General features: G+C 43.5%; 14 protein-coding genes and 1 pseudogene. 10 read left to right on the top strand and 5 right to left on the bottom strand.

Annotated elements, in window-relative coordinates; genetic code table 11:
* The first annotated feature begins 337 nt into the window (after positions 1–337).
* Positions 338–2,428, top strand: a complete 2,091-nt coding sequence (locus ACED41_RS07895) for a S9 family peptidase (protein ID WP_065585118.1) — start codon at positions 338–340, stop codon at positions 2,426–2,428.
* 169 nt (positions 2,429–2,597) lie between these two features.
* Positions 2,598–3,404: an exodeoxyribonuclease III gene (xthA, locus tag ACED41_RS07890; protein ID WP_010437369.1), complete on the top strand. Its 807-nt coding sequence runs from the start codon at positions 2,598–2,600 to the stop codon at positions 3,402–3,404.
* A gap of 71 nt (positions 3,405–3,475) precedes the next feature.
* On the opposite strand, the gene ACED41_RS07885 is transcribed toward xthA, so the two are convergent.
* From ACED41_RS07885 to ACED41_RS07870, 4 genes are all read right to left on the bottom strand, one after another.
* Entirely contained in the window at positions 3,476–4,153 is a 678-nt protein-coding gene (locus ACED41_RS07885; RefSeq protein ID WP_017063494.1) for an ABC transporter permease, read from the bottom strand.
* Positions 4,154–4,155: 2 nt separating this feature from the next.
* Positions 4,156–4,896, bottom strand: a complete 741-nt coding sequence (locus ACED41_RS07880) for an ABC transporter permease (RefSeq protein WP_017063493.1) — start codon at positions 4,894–4,896, stop codon at positions 4,156–4,158.
* 79 nt (positions 4,897–4,975) lie between these two features.
* Entirely contained in the window at positions 4,976–5,746 is a 771-nt protein-coding gene (locus ACED41_RS07875) for an ABC transporter substrate-binding protein (protein WP_010437364.1), read from the bottom strand.
* Between the two features lie 137 nt (positions 5,747–5,883).
* A complete protein-coding gene (locus ACED41_RS07870; RefSeq protein ID WP_065585117.1) occupies positions 5,884–6,654 on the bottom strand; it encodes an ABC transporter ATP-binding protein in 771 nt (256 codons plus the stop codon).
* A gap of 799 nt (positions 6,655–7,453) precedes the next feature.
* On the opposite strand from ACED41_RS07870, the gene ACED41_RS07865 reads away from it, so the two are divergent.
* From ACED41_RS07865 to ACED41_RS07845, 5 genes are all read left to right on the top strand, one after another.
* Positions 7,454–8,995, top strand: a complete 1,542-nt coding sequence (locus ACED41_RS07865; RefSeq protein WP_016767646.1) for a DUF3360 family protein — start codon at positions 7,454–7,456, stop codon at positions 8,993–8,995.
* Positions 8,996–9,302: 307 nt separating this feature from the next.
* On the top strand, positions 9,303–11,579 hold the full coding sequence (gene pflB / locus ACED41_RS07860) for a formate C-acetyltransferase (RefSeq protein WP_017066931.1): 2,277 nt from the start codon (positions 9,303–9,305) through the stop codon (positions 11,577–11,579).
* A 200-nt stretch (positions 11,580–11,779) separates the two neighbouring features.
* Entirely contained in the window at positions 11,780–12,781 is a 1,002-nt protein-coding gene (locus ACED41_RS07855; protein ID WP_017062129.1) for a lipid A deacylase LpxR family protein, read from the top strand.
* Between the two features lie 164 nt (positions 12,782–12,945).
* Positions 12,946–13,686, top strand: coding sequence for a pyruvate formate lyase 1-activating protein (pflA, locus tag ACED41_RS07850; protein WP_010437353.1), 741 nt, complete (start codon positions 12,946–12,948; stop codon positions 13,684–13,686).
* A gap of 384 nt (positions 13,687–14,070) precedes the next feature.
* Positions 14,071–14,571, top strand: a complete 501-nt coding sequence (locus tag ACED41_RS07845) for a YfbU family protein (protein ID WP_017066932.1) — start codon at positions 14,071–14,073, stop codon at positions 14,569–14,571.
* A gap of 108 nt (positions 14,572–14,679) precedes the next feature.
* Here ACED41_RS07845 and ACED41_RS07840 read toward each other — a convergent pair.
* A pseudogene (locus tag ACED41_RS07840) lies at positions 14,680–14,820 on the bottom strand (MipA/OmpV family protein); the annotation flags it as partial.
* 379 nt (positions 14,821–15,199) lie between these two features.
* Here ACED41_RS07840 and ACED41_RS07835 point away from each other — a divergent pair.
* The 3 genes from ACED41_RS07835 to ACED41_RS07825 all read left to right on the top strand — a co-directional run bounded on the left by ACED41_RS07835 (position 15,200) and on the right by ACED41_RS07825 (position 20,107).
* Positions 15,200–17,134 carry a PrkA family serine protein kinase gene (locus ACED41_RS07835; RefSeq protein ID WP_017062132.1) on the top strand — a complete coding sequence of 645 codons (1,935 nt, stop codon included), beginning with the start codon at positions 15,200–15,202 and terminating at the stop codon, positions 17,132–17,134.
* Positions 17,135–17,261: 127 nt separating this feature from the next.
* Positions 17,262–18,533 carry a YeaH/YhbH family protein gene (locus ACED41_RS07830; RefSeq protein WP_017062133.1) on the top strand — a complete coding sequence of 424 codons (1,272 nt, stop codon included), beginning with the start codon at positions 17,262–17,264 and terminating at the stop codon, positions 18,531–18,533.
* Positions 18,534–18,544: 11 nt separating this feature from the next.
* Positions 18,545–20,107: a SpoVR family protein gene (locus tag ACED41_RS07825; protein WP_017062134.1), complete on the top strand. Its 1,563-nt coding sequence runs from the start codon at positions 18,545–18,547 to the stop codon at positions 20,105–20,107.
* The last annotated feature ends 18 nt before the right edge of the window (positions 20,108–20,125 follow it).

Here is a 20,125-nt window from a genome sequence, read left to right as displayed (position 1 = left end):
AATCTTGCTAAACAAAGGAAAGGGACATACTGAAAAGTGTGTCCCTTTTTGTTGCACATTTATTCCTTCCACTCTCACGTATCAGTAATTTCATTTAACATTGCTTTGATTTTTTGAAAACAATAACAGACACTTACGATGAAGGTGCATATCCAGAATCCAATTATAAATAATATCACTGGAAGAACACCAACGTACCTGAACTCTCACAACAAAGGATGCTGGCATTAAAACGAGTAAGGTACACACTAAGGATATACAGATGCGTATCGCTTTAACCACATTAGCCGTATCAATAGCGCTTGTCGCCGGATGCAGCAATCAAGGAATCTCAACCATGAACCACTACTCTCAATCACAGCTCGTCGCTCAGCAAACCCAAGCACCCGTTGCTAAGAAAGTCCCTCACGCAATGACGATTCATGGTGAAACCCGAATCGATGATTACTATTGGATGCGCGATGATGCACGCCAAGATCCAGAGATATTGCAACAACTTGAGCAAGAGAATCAGTACGCAGATACGGTGTTGAAACATACAGAAGCAGCGCAAAAACAATTATTTGAAGAGATTAAAGGCCGAATCGCGAAAGACGACAATTCGGTACCGGTTCGCAAAGGCAGTTACTACTACTCGAATAAGGTCACAGGCGACAACGAATACCCAGTTCACCTGCGTGAAAAAAACTTTTTAGGCACAGACAAGCAAGTCATCTTAGATGTAAACGAGCTAGCAAAAGAGCATGAATTCTTCAGTATTGGTGGCTTAACGATCAGCCCAGACGAAAACTTGTTGGCCTATGGCGAAGATACGCTAAGCCGCCGCATTTACACCATCAAGATCAAAGACCTCACAACAGGTGAATACCTAAAAGATGAAATTGAAGGCGCTTCAAGTGCTATCGCGTGGCAAAACGACAACCAAGCCTTCTACTACATCAAAAAAAATCCACAAACATTGCTGGGTTATCAAGTTTACCGCCACGTGTTAGGCACAGCTCAGGCAAGCGATCAGTTAATCTACGAAGAAGCCGATAGCGCTTACTACACCTCTTTGAGTAAAAGCAAAGATGGAGAACAGGTCTACATTTGGCATTCGAGCACAGAAACCAGCGGTGTCTCAGTCATCGATGCCAACAACCCAAAGGCTACAGCTGAGGCTTTCTACCCAAAAGAGAGCGGCATAGAGTACAGCATCGCTAAGCTAGGTGATTTGTATTACATCTACACCAACTACCAAGCGGTCAACTTCCGTTTAATGAAAGTCACAACCGAAGAGATGCATGATCGCTCAAAATGGGTCGATGTCATCCCAGCGGACGATAATACTCAGCTTGTAGATTTCGAGTTGTTTGATGACCATCTTGTCTACGAGCAACGCGCGGATGGCTTGTCTACAGTGAAAGTTCGCCAACTCTCAACAGGCCACGAGTTTCCACTTGAATTTAACGACACCGCATTTGCCGCTTACCTAACGAGTAACTATGAATTAGATAACGCAAAAGTTCGTATCTATTACAGCAGCTTAACCACGCCAGGTACTTACTATGATTTCGACCTAAGTACAGGTGAATCCGAACTCATGAAGCAAACACCCGTATTAGGTGATTTCGAAGCGGATAACTACCAATCAGAGCGAATCATGATTACGGCTCGCGATGGTAAGCAAGTTCCTGTCTCTTTGGTTTATCGTAAAGACTTATTTAAGAAAGACGGCACTAACCCAATCTACCAATACGGCTATGGGTCTTACGGCTCTACGATTGAACCTACCTTCAGCTCAACTCGCCTAAGCCTACTGGATAGAGGTTTTGTTTATGCCATCGCACATGTCCGCGGTTCAGAAATGCTTGGTCGCCCTTGGTATGAAGATGGCAAAAAACTGACCAAACAAAACACGTTCAACGACTTTATTGATGTAACCAAAGAGCTTGTTGAAGAAGGCTACGGCGCGAAAGATAAAGTGTTCGCCGTTGGGGGGTCTGCTGGCGGTCTATTGATGGGAGCAATCATCAACCAAGCACCAGAACTGTACCGTGGTATTGGTGCACATGTTCCGTTTGTAGACATTGTGACAACCATGCTCGATGAATCGATCCCTCTAACCACCAATGAGTATGACGAATGGGGTAACCCGAACGATAAAGCCTACTACGATTACATGCTGGGGTACTCACCGTACGACAACATTAAGGTACAAAACTACCCGAACATGTTGGTAACGACAGGCCTGCATGACTCACAGGTGCAGTACTTTGAGCCAATGAAATGGGTTGCGAAGCTGCGTGAAATGAAAACAGACAACAACGTATTGCTGTTCAAAACCGATATGGAAGCCGGTCACGGTGGCGCTTCTGGCCGATTTAAACGATTAAAAGAAGACGCACTTGAATACGCGTTCTTTTTGGATTTACTTAAGACTCAATAGATTCTACGTAACTGTAAGTATTCACATCATTTAATGTCGCCATTTTGTCTCTACAAAGTGGCGACAGAAATTATTAAGCATGGTTAAATACGATGAACCATGAAATCCACCAAATCAAAAACCTTTAAAAACAAGCAGTGACAAAGGTTTACGAGAGGTATAAAAACAAATGAAAGTAATTAGCTTCAACATCAACGGTCTTAGAGCCCGCCTTCACCAACTGCAAGCTATTATCGACAAACACCAACCCGACGTGATTGGTCTGCAAGAGATAAAAGTGCACGATGAAGCCTTCCCAATTGCTGATGTTGAAGCAATGGGCTATAAGGTTTACTTCCACGGTCAAAAAGCCCACTACGGTGTGGCAATGTTGTGTAAGCAAGAGCCTATTTCTGTGCAGAAGGGTTTCCCAACAGATAATGAAGACCATCAAAAACGCATGATCATGGCGACGTTTGAAGATGAAAATGGTGAAAAGGTTACCGTGCTAAATGGCTACTTCCCTCAAGGGGATAACATCAAGCATGAAACAAAATACCCGTACAAACGCCAGTTCTACAAAGACTTGATGACTTACCTAAATGACTACCACAACAAAGACGAACAAGTCATTGTGATGGGCGACATTAATATCAGCCCTATCGACGCAGACATCGGCATCGGTGAACCTAATGCGAAACGTTGGTTGAAAACAGGTAAGTGCTCTTTCCAACCAGAAGAGCGAGAATGGTTGAAAACACTGATGGATTGGGGTTTTGTGGATAGCTTCCGCTTACTGCACCCTGAAGTAAACGACCAATACTCGTGGTTTGACTACCGCTCGAAAGGTTTCGTGGACAACCGCGGCCTACGAATTGATGTAGTACTTGCGACTCAGAAGCTTGCTGATAAGTGTACTGAAGCAGGCATCGATTACGAACTGCGTGGCATCGAAAAGCCGTCTGACCACGCGCCAATTTGGTCAACGTTTAAGTAATCAACAGCAACAGAATCTGCTCATAAAAAACGGCGCTATAGAAGCGCCGTTTTGTTAATTATGATGTGTAATTAGCTAAGTGGTCTTAAGTAAGCTAAGAAACGTTTCTCTGCGAATTTGAAAATCGCAATGATGATAAACGTCAACCCCATGTAAAACAGACCTGCTGTTAGGAAAGATTCAAACGGAGCATAGTAGCGAGAGTTAACCAAACGAGCTGCACCCGTTAGATCCATAATCGTCACAATACCTGCAACGGCTGAGCCGTGAAGCATAAAGATAACTTCGTTACTGTAAGCCGGTAATGCACGACGTAATGCACTTGGCAGAATGATACGTCGGTATGTCTTAGGTGTGCTCATGCCATACGCTTTTGCTGCTTCAACTTCACCTTTTGGTAAGCCGTTAATCGCACCGCGAATGATTTCAGCTGTGTATGCCGATGTGTTAAGGATGAATGCCACCAAAGCACAAAACCATGCATTTTCCCATAGTGTATCTTTTACAGGGAAGAACTGATCCATTCCGTAGTAAATCAGGTACAACTGCACCAATAATGGCGTACCACGGAAGAAATAGATGAACGACCAAGCAGGAGCGTTAATCAGCATATTTGGGCTGTTACGAGCGATAGCTAATGGTATGGCGACGAATAAGCCAATGATCAAAGCAACGCAAACCATCCAAGCCGTTGTCCATAAACCACCAAGGTAAATCGGCAGGCTTTCAATTATCAATGAAAAGTCCATAACTACCTCGCGTGGATACTGAATTTACGTTCAACCAGCTTAAGTAAGCCCGTTGAAACACTGGTGAAGAATAAGAAGATAATCGCCACAGTCATGTAGAAAGTGAATGGCATTTTGGTTGAACCCGCCGCCAGTGCACTAACACGTACCATATCTTCTAGGCCAATAATCGAAACCAGCGCAGTGGTTTTAAGTAATACCAGCCAGTTATTCCCAAAACCCGGTAATGCGTGACGAATCATCTGCGGTAGCAGTATGCGGTGAAACGCCTTTACAGGGCTCATACCATAAGCTTTTGCCGCTTCCATCTCACCGCTGTCGACAGCCATGATCGCACCACGGAACGTTTCTGCCATATAGGCACCGAAAATAAAACCTATGGTTAAGACACCAGCAACAAATGGGCTGACATCAATATAATCAGGTAGGTAAGAGGTCCATTCGTGGTTAGGATCACTGGATGCAAACCACTCGTTGAGCCACTCGTTGATGGAATACAAACTGTTGTTTAAAAGGATTTGTCCACCAAAGAAAATCAGCATCATCAGTACGAGATCGGGAATGCCTCGAATGACGGTTGTGTAGAGGGTTGCAATAGCACGAGCCCAGCGATAAGGCGCGAGTTTTGCTAAGGCACCTAGCATACCAAGAACCATAGCTAAAATTAGCGACAGCAAGGCAACTTCGATTGTGAGCACCGCCCCTTTCAGGATCGACGCTTCATATCCTTGTAAATCAAACATAATGGATTCCAACAGAACTGCGAAAAAGTTGGTAAGACAGGGAGAGGAGAACCTCTCCCTTAAGAATTGACGCTAAAGATTACTGACCGTATACGTCGTAGTTGAAGTATTTAGCCGCGATATCTTGGTAGATGCCTTTTTCACGTAGTGAAAGGATTGCCGCATCTAATTGCTTAGTCAGATCTTTGTCTTGCTTACGTAGAGCAATACCAAAACCTTCGCCGAACCACTTAGGATCAGTTAGTGATGGGCCAACAAACTCGTAGTCTTCACCACCAGCTTTGTTCAGCACGCCTTCTTCTAGAGCAGATGCATCACCTAGTACAGCAGCAACACGACCGTTTGCTAGATCAAGGTAAGCTTCGTCGAATGAACCGTAACGAACGATCTCTACTGTATCGCCGTAGTTGTCTGTTAGGTATTTATCGTGAGTTGTTGCACGTTGAACTGCAATCTTTTGACCGCTTAGATCATCAAAGTTAAGGCCTGCACCTTTCTTAGCGATGAACTTGTTTGGGATAAGTGCGTATTTACCAGTGAAGTCGATTTTTTTCTTACGCTCTTCCGTGATAGACATTGCCGCGATGATCGCATCATATTTACGAGCAAGTAGAGAAGGAATGATACCATCCCAGTCTTGTGCAACGATCTTACACTGCACCTGCATTTCAGTACAAAGTGCGTTAGCCATATCGACATCGAAGCCTTTCAGTGACCCGTCAGCTTCTGTCCAGCTAAATGGAGGGTAAGCACCTTCAATACCAAAGCGTACTGTTTTCCATTCTTTTGCTTGAGCTACGCCCGTTGCAGCAGTTGCAGCAAGTGCCGCGACTAATAACCACTTTTTCATATCCCTACTCCTGTGATTTAGGTTTTTATGTTTTGCTAGTTTTAATATTGTGTTTGTTGTTGCTTATTAACTTACTTGTTGTGTTTTATTGTTCACACCGTCGCTGTTTACCGTTGGCAACGGCGTTTCAATTCTGATTAGTAAATCGATGAGATAAATTGTTGTAAACGTTCAGATTCAGGTTCCGTAAACAGTTTAGCTGGATCGCCCTGTTCTTCCACTAGACCTTGGTGCAGGAACATCACATGGTTTGATACGTCACGAGCAAAAGCCATTTCATGTGTTACCACAAGCATGGTTCTTCCTTCTTCTGCTAGATCTCGCATTACACCAAGTACTTCCCCTACTAACTCAGGGTCAAGTGCTGATGTTGGCTCATCAAACAGCATCACTTCCGGATCAACCGCTAACGCTCGAGCAATTGCCGCTCGTTGTTGTTGTCCACCGGATAAATGACCTGGGTAGTAATCTTTGCGCTCATACAAGCCTACTTTTTTAAGTAGTAGCTCTGCATTTTCAATCGCTTGTGCTTTAGGTACACCTAAGACGTGAACAGGCGCTTCGATAACGTTTTCGAGAACGGTCAGGTGAGACCAAAGATTGAAGCCTTGAAAAACCATCGCTAAGCGAGAACGGATTCGCTGTACTTGTTTTTCATCAGCAGGAACAGATACGCCTTGGCGGTTGTTTTTCATTTGAATTAATTCGCCATTAACCCAAATCTCGCCTGCAGTTGGTGTCTCTAAAAGGTTGATACATCTAAGGAAAGTACTTTTACCCGACCCTGAAGATCCGATAATCGATACAACATCGCCTTTATGCGCAGAAAGTGAAATTCCCTTTAAAACTTCATTTTGACCAAACGTTTTGTGTAGATCCTTTATATCCAGCGCTGGTACATCTTTCATGCGCTTTCTCTCCCAAGTTTGTGAAAATGCAAGGTACTCCGACCTTTTCATGCGATACAAACTAGCACCACACGAAACAACATGCAACAAATTATTAACCTGATAAATTGGAATAAATAGCGATTCACTCTGACTTATTATGCAAAAGGTAGCGTTTTCGCCTCAATTTAATGAATGAGTTCTATCAATAAGCTGCAATTACACCCCTTACATTGTTTAAATAAAGTTAATCAAAATGAGATTCACGTAGCTTGATGTCTCACAAGAAAAACAAGTTTTGTGAACTTAGATACGCCGAGATCTGCAAAATATAATCTGTACGCTCAACACTACATACACACCGTAAGGCACAATTATTTTAAGGTTATTACATTGTAAGCATTTCACTCGGAACAGTTGGGAAGCAAGTAATAGTGAAATAACTCAGTAAGAATTGAGTATTGAACTCGAGCCATGACGACAAAGGCTCGAAGAAGATAGGTAAACGTCAATTTGTGAAAACTAATTACACGATTCATCAATGGGAAGTTAATGAATCGCTGCGTTTTGTAGCTTTCTTTCACATATACTCATAAAGTGATCAAGATCAATCACCCTAAAGGGTAAGCTTGTTAGACTCCTCAGCAAAGAATAAGGCATTAAAAATGCCAAACATTTCTTTTAACTTAGCTGCATAAAGCACAGCAAAACCGTGCAACATAATGTTAATGAGTTATAACTAAGAAATAACGCAATTACGCAATTACGCGAACTTATAGAATTCAATTTTAGAATTACTAACAAAAAATATGAGGAATCTATGTCAGACGTTGTCAATAATGCGAACTCTGAAGTAGAAGAGAAAAGCTATAAAGAGCTACACCGTCCTGCTTCTGAATTTGAGAGCCGCTCAGATTATCTAGATCACGAACTTCAAATCATGAAGCCTCGCCGCTTCGGTTTAAACCTTCCAGGTCGTGACTTCCGCTTTGAACTTGAAGATCTTGTTCCTGCACTTGCTGGTACTATTGGTATCATTGCGATGTACTCTGCAGTAATGATGTCGTGGGCTGATGGCCTAACTCAAGCTTGGGATCACGTAAACCTAGGTAAAGACTTCGCAATTGAAGTCGCTCGTGTAGAAATGCTTATTCCTGCACTACTGTTTTGTATCCTTGCTTCTGGTTTCTTTAACCCTAAAGCAAACCTTGCCGGCAACCACGGCCCAATGATCCCTCTTATCGGTACCATCGCTCTCGCTGGTGCTCACCCTCTTGCATTGGCCATCCTGATCGGTGTGTTCGGTCTCATCCTAAGTTTCCTAAAAGGCGGATCTAAACTTGTTAACCTAACTTCTGAAGGTACAGCAGGTGGCTTGCTCATATTCTTAGGCTTAACCGGTACCATGAGCCAAATCAACTCAATTCAAGCATGGGCGGTTGGTCTTCAATCTTCTACTGTTGAAGCGGGTAGCATGGGTTACGTGGGTCTTATCGTTCTTGCTATTACTATTGCTATCTACGCTTTCTTAGCAAAAGTGAACAAGCGTTGGTTAGCTATTCCAGTTTGTGCGTTTACAGGCCTTGCTATTGCATTAGCATTAGGCGCTGGTTTCGATATCGTGTTCGAAACTGAAATGGGCATTCCAAACCTAAACCCAGTTTACTGGTGGGGTTCGACTTCTGAAGGTTGGATGCTTGGCTTGCCAAATGTTGAGCACTTCATCGCTTCGCTACCGTTCGCTATTCTTGCAGTAGCAATGTGGTCACCAGACTTCCTAGGTCACCGTATCTTCCAAGAGCTGAACTACCCTAAACGTTCTGAAAAAGTTCTGATGGACGTAGATGACACAATGACGATGTGTTCTGTTCGTCAAATGGTCGGTACTGCAGTAGGTGGTGGTAACATCACATCTTCTTGGGGTACTTACATGATCCCAGCAGCAATCGCGAAACGTCCAATTCCTGGCGGCGCAATCTTGCTTGGCTCTCTATGTATTATTGTTGCGATTCTTGGCTTCCCAATGGACGTAGCAGTATGGCCACCAGTGATGCGTGTTGCGCTACTTGTAGGTGTATCTCTACCTCTACTTGAAGCGGGTATGCAGATGGTTAAAGATTCAAAAGACTCTCAAGCAGCTGGTATCTGTATCTTCGGTTCAGCGGTTGTTAACCCAGTATTAGCATGGGCACTGACTATGCTTCTAGATAATAACGGTCTAATTGGTGATAAAGAGCGTGCGAAGCGTCTATCATTTGTAGATAAGATTGTTATCCCAGTTGGCGTTTTAGTTATCTGTCTAGTAGCAATGCTTGCAGTTGGTATGCTAGAAAGTCAATATGGCCTAAAAGCTTGGCTATAATGGTCCTTACTACACAAAAGTAGTATTAGGATTAAAAAAAAGTTTGGGTGGCAACCCCTGCCACTCAAATTTTTTCAACTTTTTTTGGCATTTATTGATTTAGTTTAAGGTTTGCAGAAATTTTTTAGCGTAGTCTTGAATTCATAGAGTAAAGACAACATATAAAAGGTAGTGACAATATATATAACCATATGACGCTTATATGCTCATATATATTGTTATTAATAAGAGTGTACTACCCTTACGAGGGGCGCTGGCTCAACAGTGTTAATGTACGTATTTTTTCTACTAAAAAGGTAGGTATGTCATGGCAGAGCAATTTGCTAAAGCTTGGGAAGATTTTGCTGCAGGTGAGTGGCAAAGCGAAGTAAACGTTCGTGATTTCATTCAAAAGAACTACACGCCGTATGAAGGCGACGAGTCTTTCCTAGTTTCTGAGGGTACTGAAGCAACTAACAAGCTTTGGTCTTCGGTAATGGAAGGTATCAAACAGGAAAACGCAACTAAAGCACCTGTAGATTTCGATACTTCTGTTATCTCTACCATTACTGCTCACGATGCAGGTTACATTGAGAAAGATCTTGAGACTATCGTTGGTCTACAAACTGAGAAGCCACTAAAACGTGCAATCATCCCTAACGGTGGTGTGCGTATGGTTGAAGGTTCTTGTAAAGCATACGGTGAAACTCTTGACCCAATGGTTTCAAAAATCTACTCAGAATACCGCAAAACACACAATGCTGGCGTTTTCGATATCTACACTCCTGATATCCTAAAATGTCGTAAGTCTGGTGTTCTGACTGGTCTTCCTGATGCTTACGGCCGTGGTCGTATCATTGGTGACTACCGTCGTGTTGCACTTTACGGTATTGATTTCCTAATGAAAGACAAGCAAGCTCAATTTGCTTCTCTTCAAGAGCAATTCGAAAACGGTGAAAACCTAGCAGAAACAATGCAACTGCGTGAAGAGATCTCTGAGCAACATCGTGCTCTAGGTCAAATCAAGCAAATGGCTGAGAAATACGGTTTCGATATCTCTGAGCCAGCTCAAACAGCTCAAGAAGCTATCCAGTGGACTTACTTCGGCTACCTAGCTGCTGTTAAATCTCAAAACGGTGCTGCAATGTCTCTAGGTCGTACTTCGACTTTCCTAGACATCTACATCGAGCGTGATATCGCTGCTGGCAAGATCACTGAAGAACAAGCACAAGAAATGATCGACCACTTCGTAATGAAGCTACGTATGGTTCGTTTCCTACGTACTCCTGAGTACGATGAGCTATTCTCTGGCGACCCAATCTGGGCAACAGAGTCTATGGGTGGTATGGGTATCGACGGTCGTACGCTAGTAACGCGTTCGAACTTCCGTTTCCTAAACTCTCTATACACTATGGGTCCTTCTCCAGAGCCAAACATCACTGTTCTTTGGTCTGAGCAACTACCTGACGGCTTCAAGCGTTTCTGTGCGAAGGTATCTATCGATACTTCTTCTATCCAGTACGAAAATGATGACCTAATGCGTCCTGACCTAGAGTCTGATGATTACGCTATCGCTTGTTGTGTATCTCCAATGATCGTTGGTAAGCAAATGCAGTTCTTCGGTGCTCGTGCTAACCTTGCGAAAACAATGCTTTACGCAATCAACGGCGGTGTGGACGAGAAACTTAAGATGCAAGTTGGTCCTGTTTCAGACAAGATCACTGACGAAGTTCTTAACTACGATGACGTAATGGGTCGCCTAGACACATTCATGGACTGGTTAGCTAAGCAATACGTGACTGCACTAAACAGCATTCACTACATGCACGACAAGTACAGCTACGAAGCGTCTCTAATGGCTCTTCATGACCGTGACGTTCGTCGTACTATGGCTTGTGGTATCGCTGGTCTATCTGTTGCAGCTGACTCACTATCTGCAATCAAGTTCGCGACTGTTAAACCAATCCGTGACGAAGATGGCATCGCAACTGACTTCGAAATCGAAGGCGATTACCCTAAATACGGTAACAACGACTCTCGTGTAGATGATATTGCTTGTGAACTAGTTTCTACGTTCATGAACAAGATCCGTAAGCTTAAGACTTACCGTAACTCTATCCCTACACAGTCAGTTCTTACTATCACGTCTAACGTTGTATACGGTAAGAAAACTGGTAACACTCCAGACGGTCGTCGTGCTGGCGCTCCTTTCGCTCCTGGTGCAAACCCAATGCACGGTCGTGATGAGAAAGGTGCTGTAGCATCACTAACGTCTGTAGGTAAACTACCGTTTGCTGACGCACAAGATGGTATCTCTTACACGTTCTCTATCGTGCCAAACGCACTAGGTAAAGAACAAGACAGCCAACGTGCTAACCTTGCAGGCCTAATGGATGGTTACTTCCACCACGAAGCTGGCATTGAAGGTGGTCAACACCTTAACGTTAACGTTCTTAACCGCGAAACTCTTGAAGACGCAGTTAAGCACCCTGAGAAATACCCTCAGCTAACAATCCGTGTATCTGGTTACGCTGTTCGCTTTAACTCTCTAACTGCAGAGCAACAAGCTGACGTAATCGCACGTACATTTACTGAGTCTCTATAAGCTCACGCTCAATAGACAGTAAATAATATTAGCCTCGCCAATGTGCGGGGCTTTTTTATATCTGAAATAAATCGCACTACACTCACCTATCCCGCGAAATGTTAGGTTGAGCAAAAAAGCACCCTGCCATTCACTTTTTTTCCACAAATTCTGTCAAATTACGGTAATATCGCGGTACATAATTTAAGAGTAACTGCTCCATGAAATACCTGCGTTGTTTACCCCTGATTCTTCTCTCTTTCTCATCTTTAGCCTCTGAGCGTTCTACGTTAACTTTTGCTTTAGATAATGATGGTATTTTTGGTGTCGACCAAGACTATACCAACGGCTTATTTCTGGGTTACACATCATCAAGTATTACGCCATATAACTGGGTAAAACCATTGAGTCTTTCCTACTGGGGCGCAAGCTCTCTAGACAAGTGGGAAATCACCATTGGCCACAAGATGTATACGCCTTCTGACATTGAGTTAGAAACGCCATCGCCTAATGATCGCCCATACGCAGGTTACCTTCACACTGAATTCAATTACATCAGCTTAAACCCACAGCAAGCCCAGCGTTTTAATATCACGTTTGGTACTACGGGCGAACGTGCACTGTCTGAAGATGCTCAAAAGCTGGTTCACTCAATCACTAAGTCGGATGAGCCGATGGGTTGGGAATACCAAGTCGATGATGAATGGGCGGGAAGCGTTGGTTACCTAAGCCATTTCAACCTAATGCGTAATCAAGCTCTTGCGAATACTGACTACGAAATCTCTAACGTTTCTGAAATCAACGTCGGTAACTTTAGAAGTGACATTTCAACGGGCTTCATGTTTCGTTGGGGTACAGACTTAGGCGGTAACTTTGGTGCAGCTAACATCACCACAGAAAACCCATTCAAACCGGGCATGATCGGCGCATCAAACGCTGGTTGGTTTACCTATGCAGGCCTCGAAGGTCGCTACCGATTCAACGACCTGACTATCGAAGGCGATCGCTCAGGTGTTGATGAGTACGCTAATAAAAACAACGAAGATCCAGCGATCTACGATGTGACTTTAGAGAACATTCAAGCAACTGCTGTATTGGGTGTCGCTTGGTATAACCGATACGTTGGTGCCTCTTTCGCGCTAACCGCAAAAACACCGGATTACGAAGAAGCGAAAGAGTCAGTGTACACCACTGGCGGTATCACAATGTTTGCTTTCTTCTAGCCACCAGTAAGGGCTTTCGTCCTTTACTTTTCAAGTTTAATAAAGGCAATCATCTTCACAGGTGGTTGCCTTTATTTTTAAAGGTCTCGTTACCATTTGACCCTATTTTATGTACCGTTTTTGTAATAAAATAAACGGTATAAATTCCTCTACGAGAATAGCTCATGTCTACAACTGGTCGCATTCACTCATTCGAATCTTGTGGTACTGTCGATGGCCCTGGTATCCGCTTTATTGTGTTTCTTCAAGGCTGCTTAATGCGTTGTATGTACTGTCATAACCGTGATACATGGGATCTTCATGACGGAAAGGAAGTAACGGTCGAAGAGATCATCAACGAAGCAAAATCATACCGTCATTTCATGAAAGCATCGGGCGGTGGTATCACCTGTTCTGGTGGTGAAGCGATGCTACAACCTGAGTTTGTTCGTGACTTTTTCCGCGCAGCTCAAGCTGAAGGCATCCACACTTGTCTTGATACTAATGGCTACATTCGTAAGCACACTGAAGTGGTTGATGAAGTCCTAGAAGCCTCTGATCTAGTTATGTTGGATCTTAAGCACATGCGAGATGAGATTCACCACGATTTCATTGGTGTATCAAACAGACGTACTCTGGATTTCGCACGCTACTTACACAAAATCGGTAAGAAGACGTGGATTCGTTATGTGATTGTCCCTGGCTACACGGACACACCTGAAGATGCTCATCTGCTAGGCGAATTCATCAAAGACATGGATAACATCGAGAAAGTAGAACTGCTTCCATACCATAAGCTTGGTGCACATAAGTGGGAAGCACTTGGTTTTGACTACCCTCTTGAAGGTACAAACCCGCCAAGCAAAGAGAAAATGGACGAGATTGTTGCTGTTCTTAGCCAGTACCATTCAAACGTAAAATACTAATCTAGACTGACGTTCATAGTGATTTCAAGCGCCTCAATTTCGATTGGGGCGTTTTCTTTTATGATTATACCAACCGTAGTAAATAACTGGTCATCCTAGCTGGTTAAAACGCTCAATAACTGCGTTAGAAATTTTGATTGTAGAATAACTACTTATCGAAAATGTCTGCCTTGTTCTTAAACCTTTTTCCTGCGCTATTTATGAGCACTTACTTACTGTGATTGGTATCAAAACAATCCTTTCACTTTTCTTTACAACTTTTGTTTATCAATTCAAAAAATCATATTAAATCCGTGTTGAGATCATGTTTCCACTCGTAGGAATGCTGTTACTCTTACTGCAACAAAAGAATACAACATTTAGTTTTTTAGTGAGGCTCCTCCCATGGAAATGACCAATGCTCAGCGTCTAATTCTATCAAATCAATACTACCTAATGTCTCAAATGGATCCTGAGAACTCCGCTAAATACCAACGTCTACAAACGATTGTAGAACGTGGTTACGAACTCCAAATGCGTGAGCTTAACAAAGAGTTTGGTTGTTTGACTGAAGCAGAATGTCGCGAAATTATCGACATCATGGAGATGTACCATGCAATGCAAGAGTCGAACAAAATGCTTGCAGAGCAAGAGCGTGCTGAAGTAGACCAACGTCGCCTGCAGTTCTTAGGTTTTGATATCGCTTCTGAAGCGCAGATCGTACACTACGTGCGTTTCCTTGTTGATTCTGAAGGTCTTTACCCTCAATTCGACAAAGCCGATCACCACTTCAATAGCCAGATGCCAATGCTAGAGAAGTACCGTCGCATGCTAACAACATGGCGCAACTGCCCTCGTCAGTACCACCTATGTGCGACAGAGCTATCTCAAATCTTTAGCGCTTAATTCGTTAATAGATCAGCGATAACTTTTAAAAAGTTTCAAGAAAAAGGGTTACTCATCATGAGTAACCCTTTTTTTAATGTTCGCACACAAAGAGAAAAACCAAAGCAACTAGAAAACGTAAGCAACACCAACGTTCGCGGCCATGTTGATACCACTTTCAAGTATTGGGCTATTCTCTATATCACCTTCAAGGTTGGTATAACGAACGCCACCAGTTACTCGAACATTTGGCGTAACATACAGATAGCCACTATTTTGAACCCATTATTCTTCACTACATCTACCTATTTATTGAGCAATTTTTGATAACTTCGCGCATTATATGGTACTCCATTCCAAATATCAATAGAGCCCAGTTATACATCTAATGCACATAAATCCATTGTGAGTATTGTTAAGCGACCTAAAATCTCAAAACAAACGGCCAGATCCCCTCGAATGTAAAATAATTTGATTCTACGCGCCTCAAGTTGCCTATTGCGCTCGCCACGTTTTTCACACGCAAAATTGTAAATAAATACATAATTGTTAAGCAAAATTGTGGAAGCGGGTCTAACCTTAAAATGTAGGGAGAGCCTATTTTTCAATCGCTCGTCAGTTTTGACTGGTTAACAAGGGGAATGTGACTATGAGTATCTTTGACCACTATCAATCACGTTATGAAGCAGCCAAGGAAGAAGAGCTGACATTGCAGGAGTTCTTAGGGCTGTGTAAAGACGATAAAAGTGCTTACGCTAATGCTGCCGAGCGCTTATTACTAGCCATTGGCGAACCAGAGGTTATTGACACTGCTCAAGACCCTCAACTGAGTCGTATTTTCTCGAACCGTGTCATCTCACGCTACAGCGAATTTAAAGATTTCTACGGTATGGAAGATGCGATTGAACAGATTGTTTCTTACTTAAAACATGCTGCGCAAGGTTTAGAAGAACGTAAACAAATCCTTTACCTACTTGGCCCTGTGGGCGGTGGTAAATCTTCTCTCGCTGAAAAACTCAAAGCCCTGATGCAGAAACTACCAATCTATGTATTGTCTGCTGACGGTGAACGAAGCCCAGTAAACGATCACCCATTCTGTCTATTCGACGTTAACGAAGACGGCGACTTATTGAAGAATGAATATGGCATTGAGAAACGCTATCTTCGCTCAATTATGTCTCCGTGGGCAGCGAAACGTCTGCACGATTTTGGCGGTGATATTTCCAAATTCAAAGTCATCAAACTGCGCCCTTCTATTCTCGATCAAGTTGCGATCGCGAAAACGGAGCCAGGTGATGAAAACAACCAAGATATCTCGTCTCTGGTTGGTAAAGTTGATATTCGTAAACTTGAACACTTCTCTCAAGATGATCCTGATGCCTACAGCTACTCTGGTGCGCTTTGTAAAGCCAACCAAGGTGTGATGGAATTCGTGGAGATGTTCAAAGCGCCAATCAAAGTATTACACCCTCTACTTACGGCAACACAAGAAGGTAACTTCAACGGTACCGAAGGGCTTTCTGCACTGCCATTTGACGGTATGATTCTCGCTCACTCGAACGAATCTGAGTGGCAGACCTTCCGTAACAACAAAAACAACGAAGCATTCCTCGACCGTGTGTACATTGTAAAAGTCCCTTACTGTCTGCGTGTGTCTGAAGAAGTTAAGATCTACAAGAAACTGCTTGAGCACAGTGAGCTATCCCAAGCGCCTTGCTCACCAAGCACACTCGATCTGCTATCGCAATTCAGCATTCTTTCGAGACTAAAAGAGCCTGAAAACTCATCTCTATTCTCTAAGATGCGTGTTTACGATGGTGAGACTCTAAAAGACACCGATCCAAAAGCGAAGAGCTACCAAGAGTACCGAGATTATGCTGGCGTTGACGAAGGCATGTCTGGGCTATCAACGCGTTTCGCCTTTAAGATCCTGTCTCGTGTGTTTAACTTCGACCAAGCCGAAGTGGCTGCGAACCCTGTGCACTTGTTCTACGTTATTGAGCAGCAAATCGAACGGGAGCAGTTCCCTCAAGAGACCGCCGAGAAGTACCTAGAGTTCTTGAAAGGATACCTAGTGCCACGCTACGTAGAGTTCATCGGTAAAGAAATTCAAACCGCTTATCTAGAGTCTTACTCTGAGTACGGTCAGAATATCTTCGACCGCTATGTCACCTACGCAGATTTCTGGATTCAAGACCAAGAGTACCGCGACCCAGAAACAGGCCAACTATTTGACCGTGCTTCTCTGAATGGTGAACTAGAGAAAATCGAGAAGACAGCCGGTATCAGTAACCCTAAAGACTTCCGAAATGAGATTGTGAACTTTGTGCTTCGTGCCAAAGCCAACAATAACGGTCAAAACCCAGTGTGGACGAGCTACGAGAAACTGCGCACTGTGATTGAGAAGAAAATGTTCTCTAACACAGAAGAGCTACTTCCTGTTATTTCGTTCAATGCTAAGACCTCAACGGATGATCAGAAAAAACATGACGACTTCGTTGCTCGTATGATGGAAAAAGGCTACACCGAGAAGCAAGTGAGACTGCTATCTGAGTGGTACCTAAGAGTTCGTAAATCCTCATAACTAAACGGTATTGAGCTGCTCAACTGAGCAGCTCGTATAAACCAATAACTTTTATACCTTAGTAAATCAATAACTCTTATACCCGAATAAAAAGTAGGATCGCGACATCAGCTGAGAGGGAGTTCTTATGGCACAATTTATCGATCGGAGGCTCAATGGCAAAAATAAGAGTGCTGTGAATAGACAGCGTTTCTTACGACGCCATAAAGAGCAAATCAAAGAATCTGTGGCCGATGCAGTTAACCGACGCTCAATCACCAATACAGAAACAGGTGAAGACGTCACTATTCCCCATAAAGACATCAAAGAGCCGAACTTTCACCAAGGTCAAGGCGGCGTAAGAGAGCGCGTTCACCCAGGTAATGATCAGTTCATCACTGGCGATAAAATCGAACGCCCTAAAGGTGGTGGTCAAGGTGGTGGCTCAGGCCAAGGCGACGCAAGCCCTGATGGCGAAGGCCAAGATGAATTTACCTTCCAAATTTCAAAAGATGAGTATCTTGATATTCTCTTTGAAGATTTAGCTCTACCTAATCTAGAGAAAAATCAGGTCAACAAAATCACCGAATGGAAAACTCACCGCTCTGGTTACCAAAGCGCGGGGATTCCATCCAACATCGCTATCGTTCGTTCACTACAGCAATCTCTAGCTCGTAGAACCGCGATGACAGCAGGTAAAAAGCGCGAGCTTAACCTACTGATGGAACAGCTTGACCAAGTTAAAATGACGGAGCCGGCACAACCTTTTGAGGAAGGTCGCCTCAAAGAAGAGATTGCCGAGTTACGTAAAAAGATTGAAAGCGTGCCGTTCATTGACACCTTCGACTTACGTTTTAAAAACTACGAGAAGCGCCCTATTCCATCTAGCCAAGCCGTGATGTTCTGTCTAATGGATGTATCGGGCTCTATGGATCAGGCCACAAAAGATATTGCGAAGCGCTTTTATGTTCTTCTGTATCTGTTCTTAAATCGCACCTACGAAAACGTCGATGTTGTGTTTATTCGTCACCATACTCAGGCTAAAGAGGTCGACGAACATGAGTTTTTCTACTCACAAGAAACGGGTGGCACCATTGTTTCAAGCGCACTGAAACTGATGAAGGAAATTGTCGCAGACCGCTACCCTGCTAATGAGTGGAACATCTATGCAGCACAAGCCTCTGATGGCGATAACTGGGCTGATGACTCTCCTCGCTGTAAAGAGTTACTGGTCAATACGCTTCTGCCAACTTGCCAATATTACTCTTACATCGAAATAACACGCCGCTCTCATCAAACACTTTGGCACGAATACGAAAAACTCGAGAGTAGCTTTGACAACTTCGCCATGAAAAACATTAAAACGGTGGATGATATTTTTCCTGTGTTTAGAGAACTGTTCCAAAAAGAGACAGCGTAAGGGAGTTTGCCATGACAGCGAAATCAAACGTTGCAGAGAAAAACAAAGCTGCAAAAAAGAAAAACGACAAGATGCTGCCTGATGGTCCAGATTGGACGTTCAACCTCTTGGAGAAATACCACGTAGAAATCAAACGTGTTGCGCAGCATTACCGTTTAGATACTTACCCAAACCAGATTGAAGTGATTACTTCAGAACAGATGATGGATGCCTACTCGAGCATTGGTATGCCTATCAATTACAACCACTGGTCTTTTGGTAAGAAATTCATTCAAACCGAGCAAAACTACAAGCATGGCCAAATGGGCTTGGCATACGAAATCGTAATCAACTCCGATCCTTGTATCGCTTACCTGATGGAAGAGAACACGGTCACAATGCAGGCGCTGGTAATGGCTCACGCTTGTTATGGCCACAACTCTTTCTTTAAAGGCAACTACCTGTTCCAAACATGGACCGATGCCAGTTCCATCATCGATTACTTGTTGTTTGCTAAGAAGTACATCAGTGGTTGTGAAGAGAAATATGGTGTTGCTGAAGTCGAGCAGCTCCTTGATTCTTGTCACGCACTGATGAATTACGGCGTAGACCGATACAAACGCCCTGAGAAGATTTCCATTGCAGAAGAGACAGCAAGACAAGAAGAACGCGAAGCTTATCTGCAATCTCAAGTGAATGAGCTATGGCGAACCGTTCCTCAAAATAAAAGTAAGGAAGAAGAGACCAAGATCCGCTTTCCTAGCGAGCCTCAAGAAAACATTCTCTACTTTATCGAGAAGAACGCACCACTGCTTGAACCTTGGCAACGAGAGTGTGTTCGCATCGTTCGCAAAGTGAGCCAATACTTCTACCCTCAAAAACAAACTCAAGTGATGAACGAAGGATGGGCAACCTTCTGGCATTACACCATTCTTAACCACCTTTACGACGAAGGCTTGGTGAGTGATAAGTTCATCTTAGAATTCCTACACAGCCATACCAGTGTCGTCGCACAACCTGCCTACAACAGTCCTTATTTCAGCGGGATAAACCCTTATGCGCTTGGCTTTGCGATGTTTAGAGACATCCGACGCATCTGTGAAGAGCCAACCGATGAAGATAGAGAGTGGTTCCCTGAGTTAGCCGGAAGTGATTGGTTAGAAGCGGTGCACTTTGCGATGCACAACTTCAAAGATGAAAGTTTCATCAGCCAATACCTTTCTCCAAAAATCATTCGAGACTTTAAGCTGTTCTCTGTACTCGACGACGACCGTAAAAATACCATTGAGGTGAGTGCTATTCATGATGATCCGGGCTATCGCCTGATTCGTGAGAAGCTTGCGGCGCAATACAACCTAAGTAACCTTGAACCAAACATTCAGGTGTTTAATGTCGATGTTCGTGGTGACCGCTCAATGACACTGCAATATGTGCCTCACGACCGCATCCCGCTTGATAAAGGCTACGACGAAGTGATGAAGCATCTCTATCGCTTGTGGGGCTTTGATGTGATTTTGGAAGAGCTCAAAGACACGGGTCATCGAGAAATCCTGACGACTTGTCCGAAACGCAATGACTATGGAGCCAAGATTTAATACCCTCATAGTAAGTAG

This window comes from Vibrio sp. 1F255 (genome assembly GCF_041439145.1).
GTDB lineage: Bacteria > Pseudomonadota > Gammaproteobacteria > Enterobacterales > Vibrionaceae > Vibrio > Vibrio crassostreae_C.
Note: the sequence above shows the minus strand (reverse complement) of the source record. Positions and strands in the feature narration are given on the sequence as shown.

What these genes read in the sequence shown, in the direction of transcription:
- ACED41_RS07895 (WP_065585118.1), top strand. Translation starts at nt 338, where the DNA reads ATGAACCACTACTCTCAATCACAGCTCGTCGCTCAGCAAACCCAAGCA.
- xthA (WP_010437369.1), top strand. Translation starts at nt 2,598, where the DNA reads ATGAAAGTAATTAGCTTCAACATCAACGGTCTTAGAGCCCGCCTTCAC.
- ACED41_RS07885 (WP_017063494.1), bottom strand. Translation starts at nt 4,153, where the DNA reads ATGGACTTTTCATTGATAATTGAAAGCCTGCCGATTTACCTTGGTGGT.
- ACED41_RS07880 (WP_017063493.1), bottom strand. Translation starts at nt 4,896, where the DNA reads ATGTTTGATTTACAAGGATATGAAGCGTCGATCCTGAAAGGGGCGGTG.
- ACED41_RS07875 (WP_010437364.1), bottom strand. Translation starts at nt 5,746, where the DNA reads ATGAAAAAGTGGTTATTAGTCGCGGCACTTGCTGCAACTGCTGCAACG.
- ACED41_RS07870 (WP_065585117.1), bottom strand. Translation starts at nt 6,654, where the DNA reads ATGAAAGATGTACCAGCGCTGGATATAAAGGATCTACACAAAACGTTT.
- ACED41_RS07865 (WP_016767646.1), top strand. Translation starts at nt 7,454, where the DNA reads ATGTCAGACGTTGTCAATAATGCGAACTCTGAAGTAGAAGAGAAAAGC.
- pflB (WP_017066931.1), top strand. Translation starts at nt 9,303, where the DNA reads ATGGCAGAGCAATTTGCTAAAGCTTGGGAAGATTTTGCTGCAGGTGAG.
- ACED41_RS07855 (WP_017062129.1), top strand. Translation starts at nt 11,780, where the DNA reads ATGAAATACCTGCGTTGTTTACCCCTGATTCTTCTCTCTTTCTCATCT.
- pflA (WP_010437353.1), top strand. Translation starts at nt 12,946, where the DNA reads ATGTCTACAACTGGTCGCATTCACTCATTCGAATCTTGTGGTACTGTC.
- ACED41_RS07845 (WP_017066932.1), top strand. Translation starts at nt 14,071, where the DNA reads ATGGAAATGACCAATGCTCAGCGTCTAATTCTATCAAATCAATACTAC.
- ACED41_RS07835 (WP_017062132.1), top strand. Translation starts at nt 15,200, where the DNA reads ATGAGTATCTTTGACCACTATCAATCACGTTATGAAGCAGCCAAGGAA.
- ACED41_RS07830 (WP_017062133.1), top strand. Translation starts at nt 17,262, where the DNA reads ATGGCACAATTTATCGATCGGAGGCTCAATGGCAAAAATAAGAGTGCT.
- ACED41_RS07825 (WP_017062134.1), top strand. Translation starts at nt 18,545, where the DNA reads ATGACAGCGAAATCAAACGTTGCAGAGAAAAACAAAGCTGCAAAAAAG.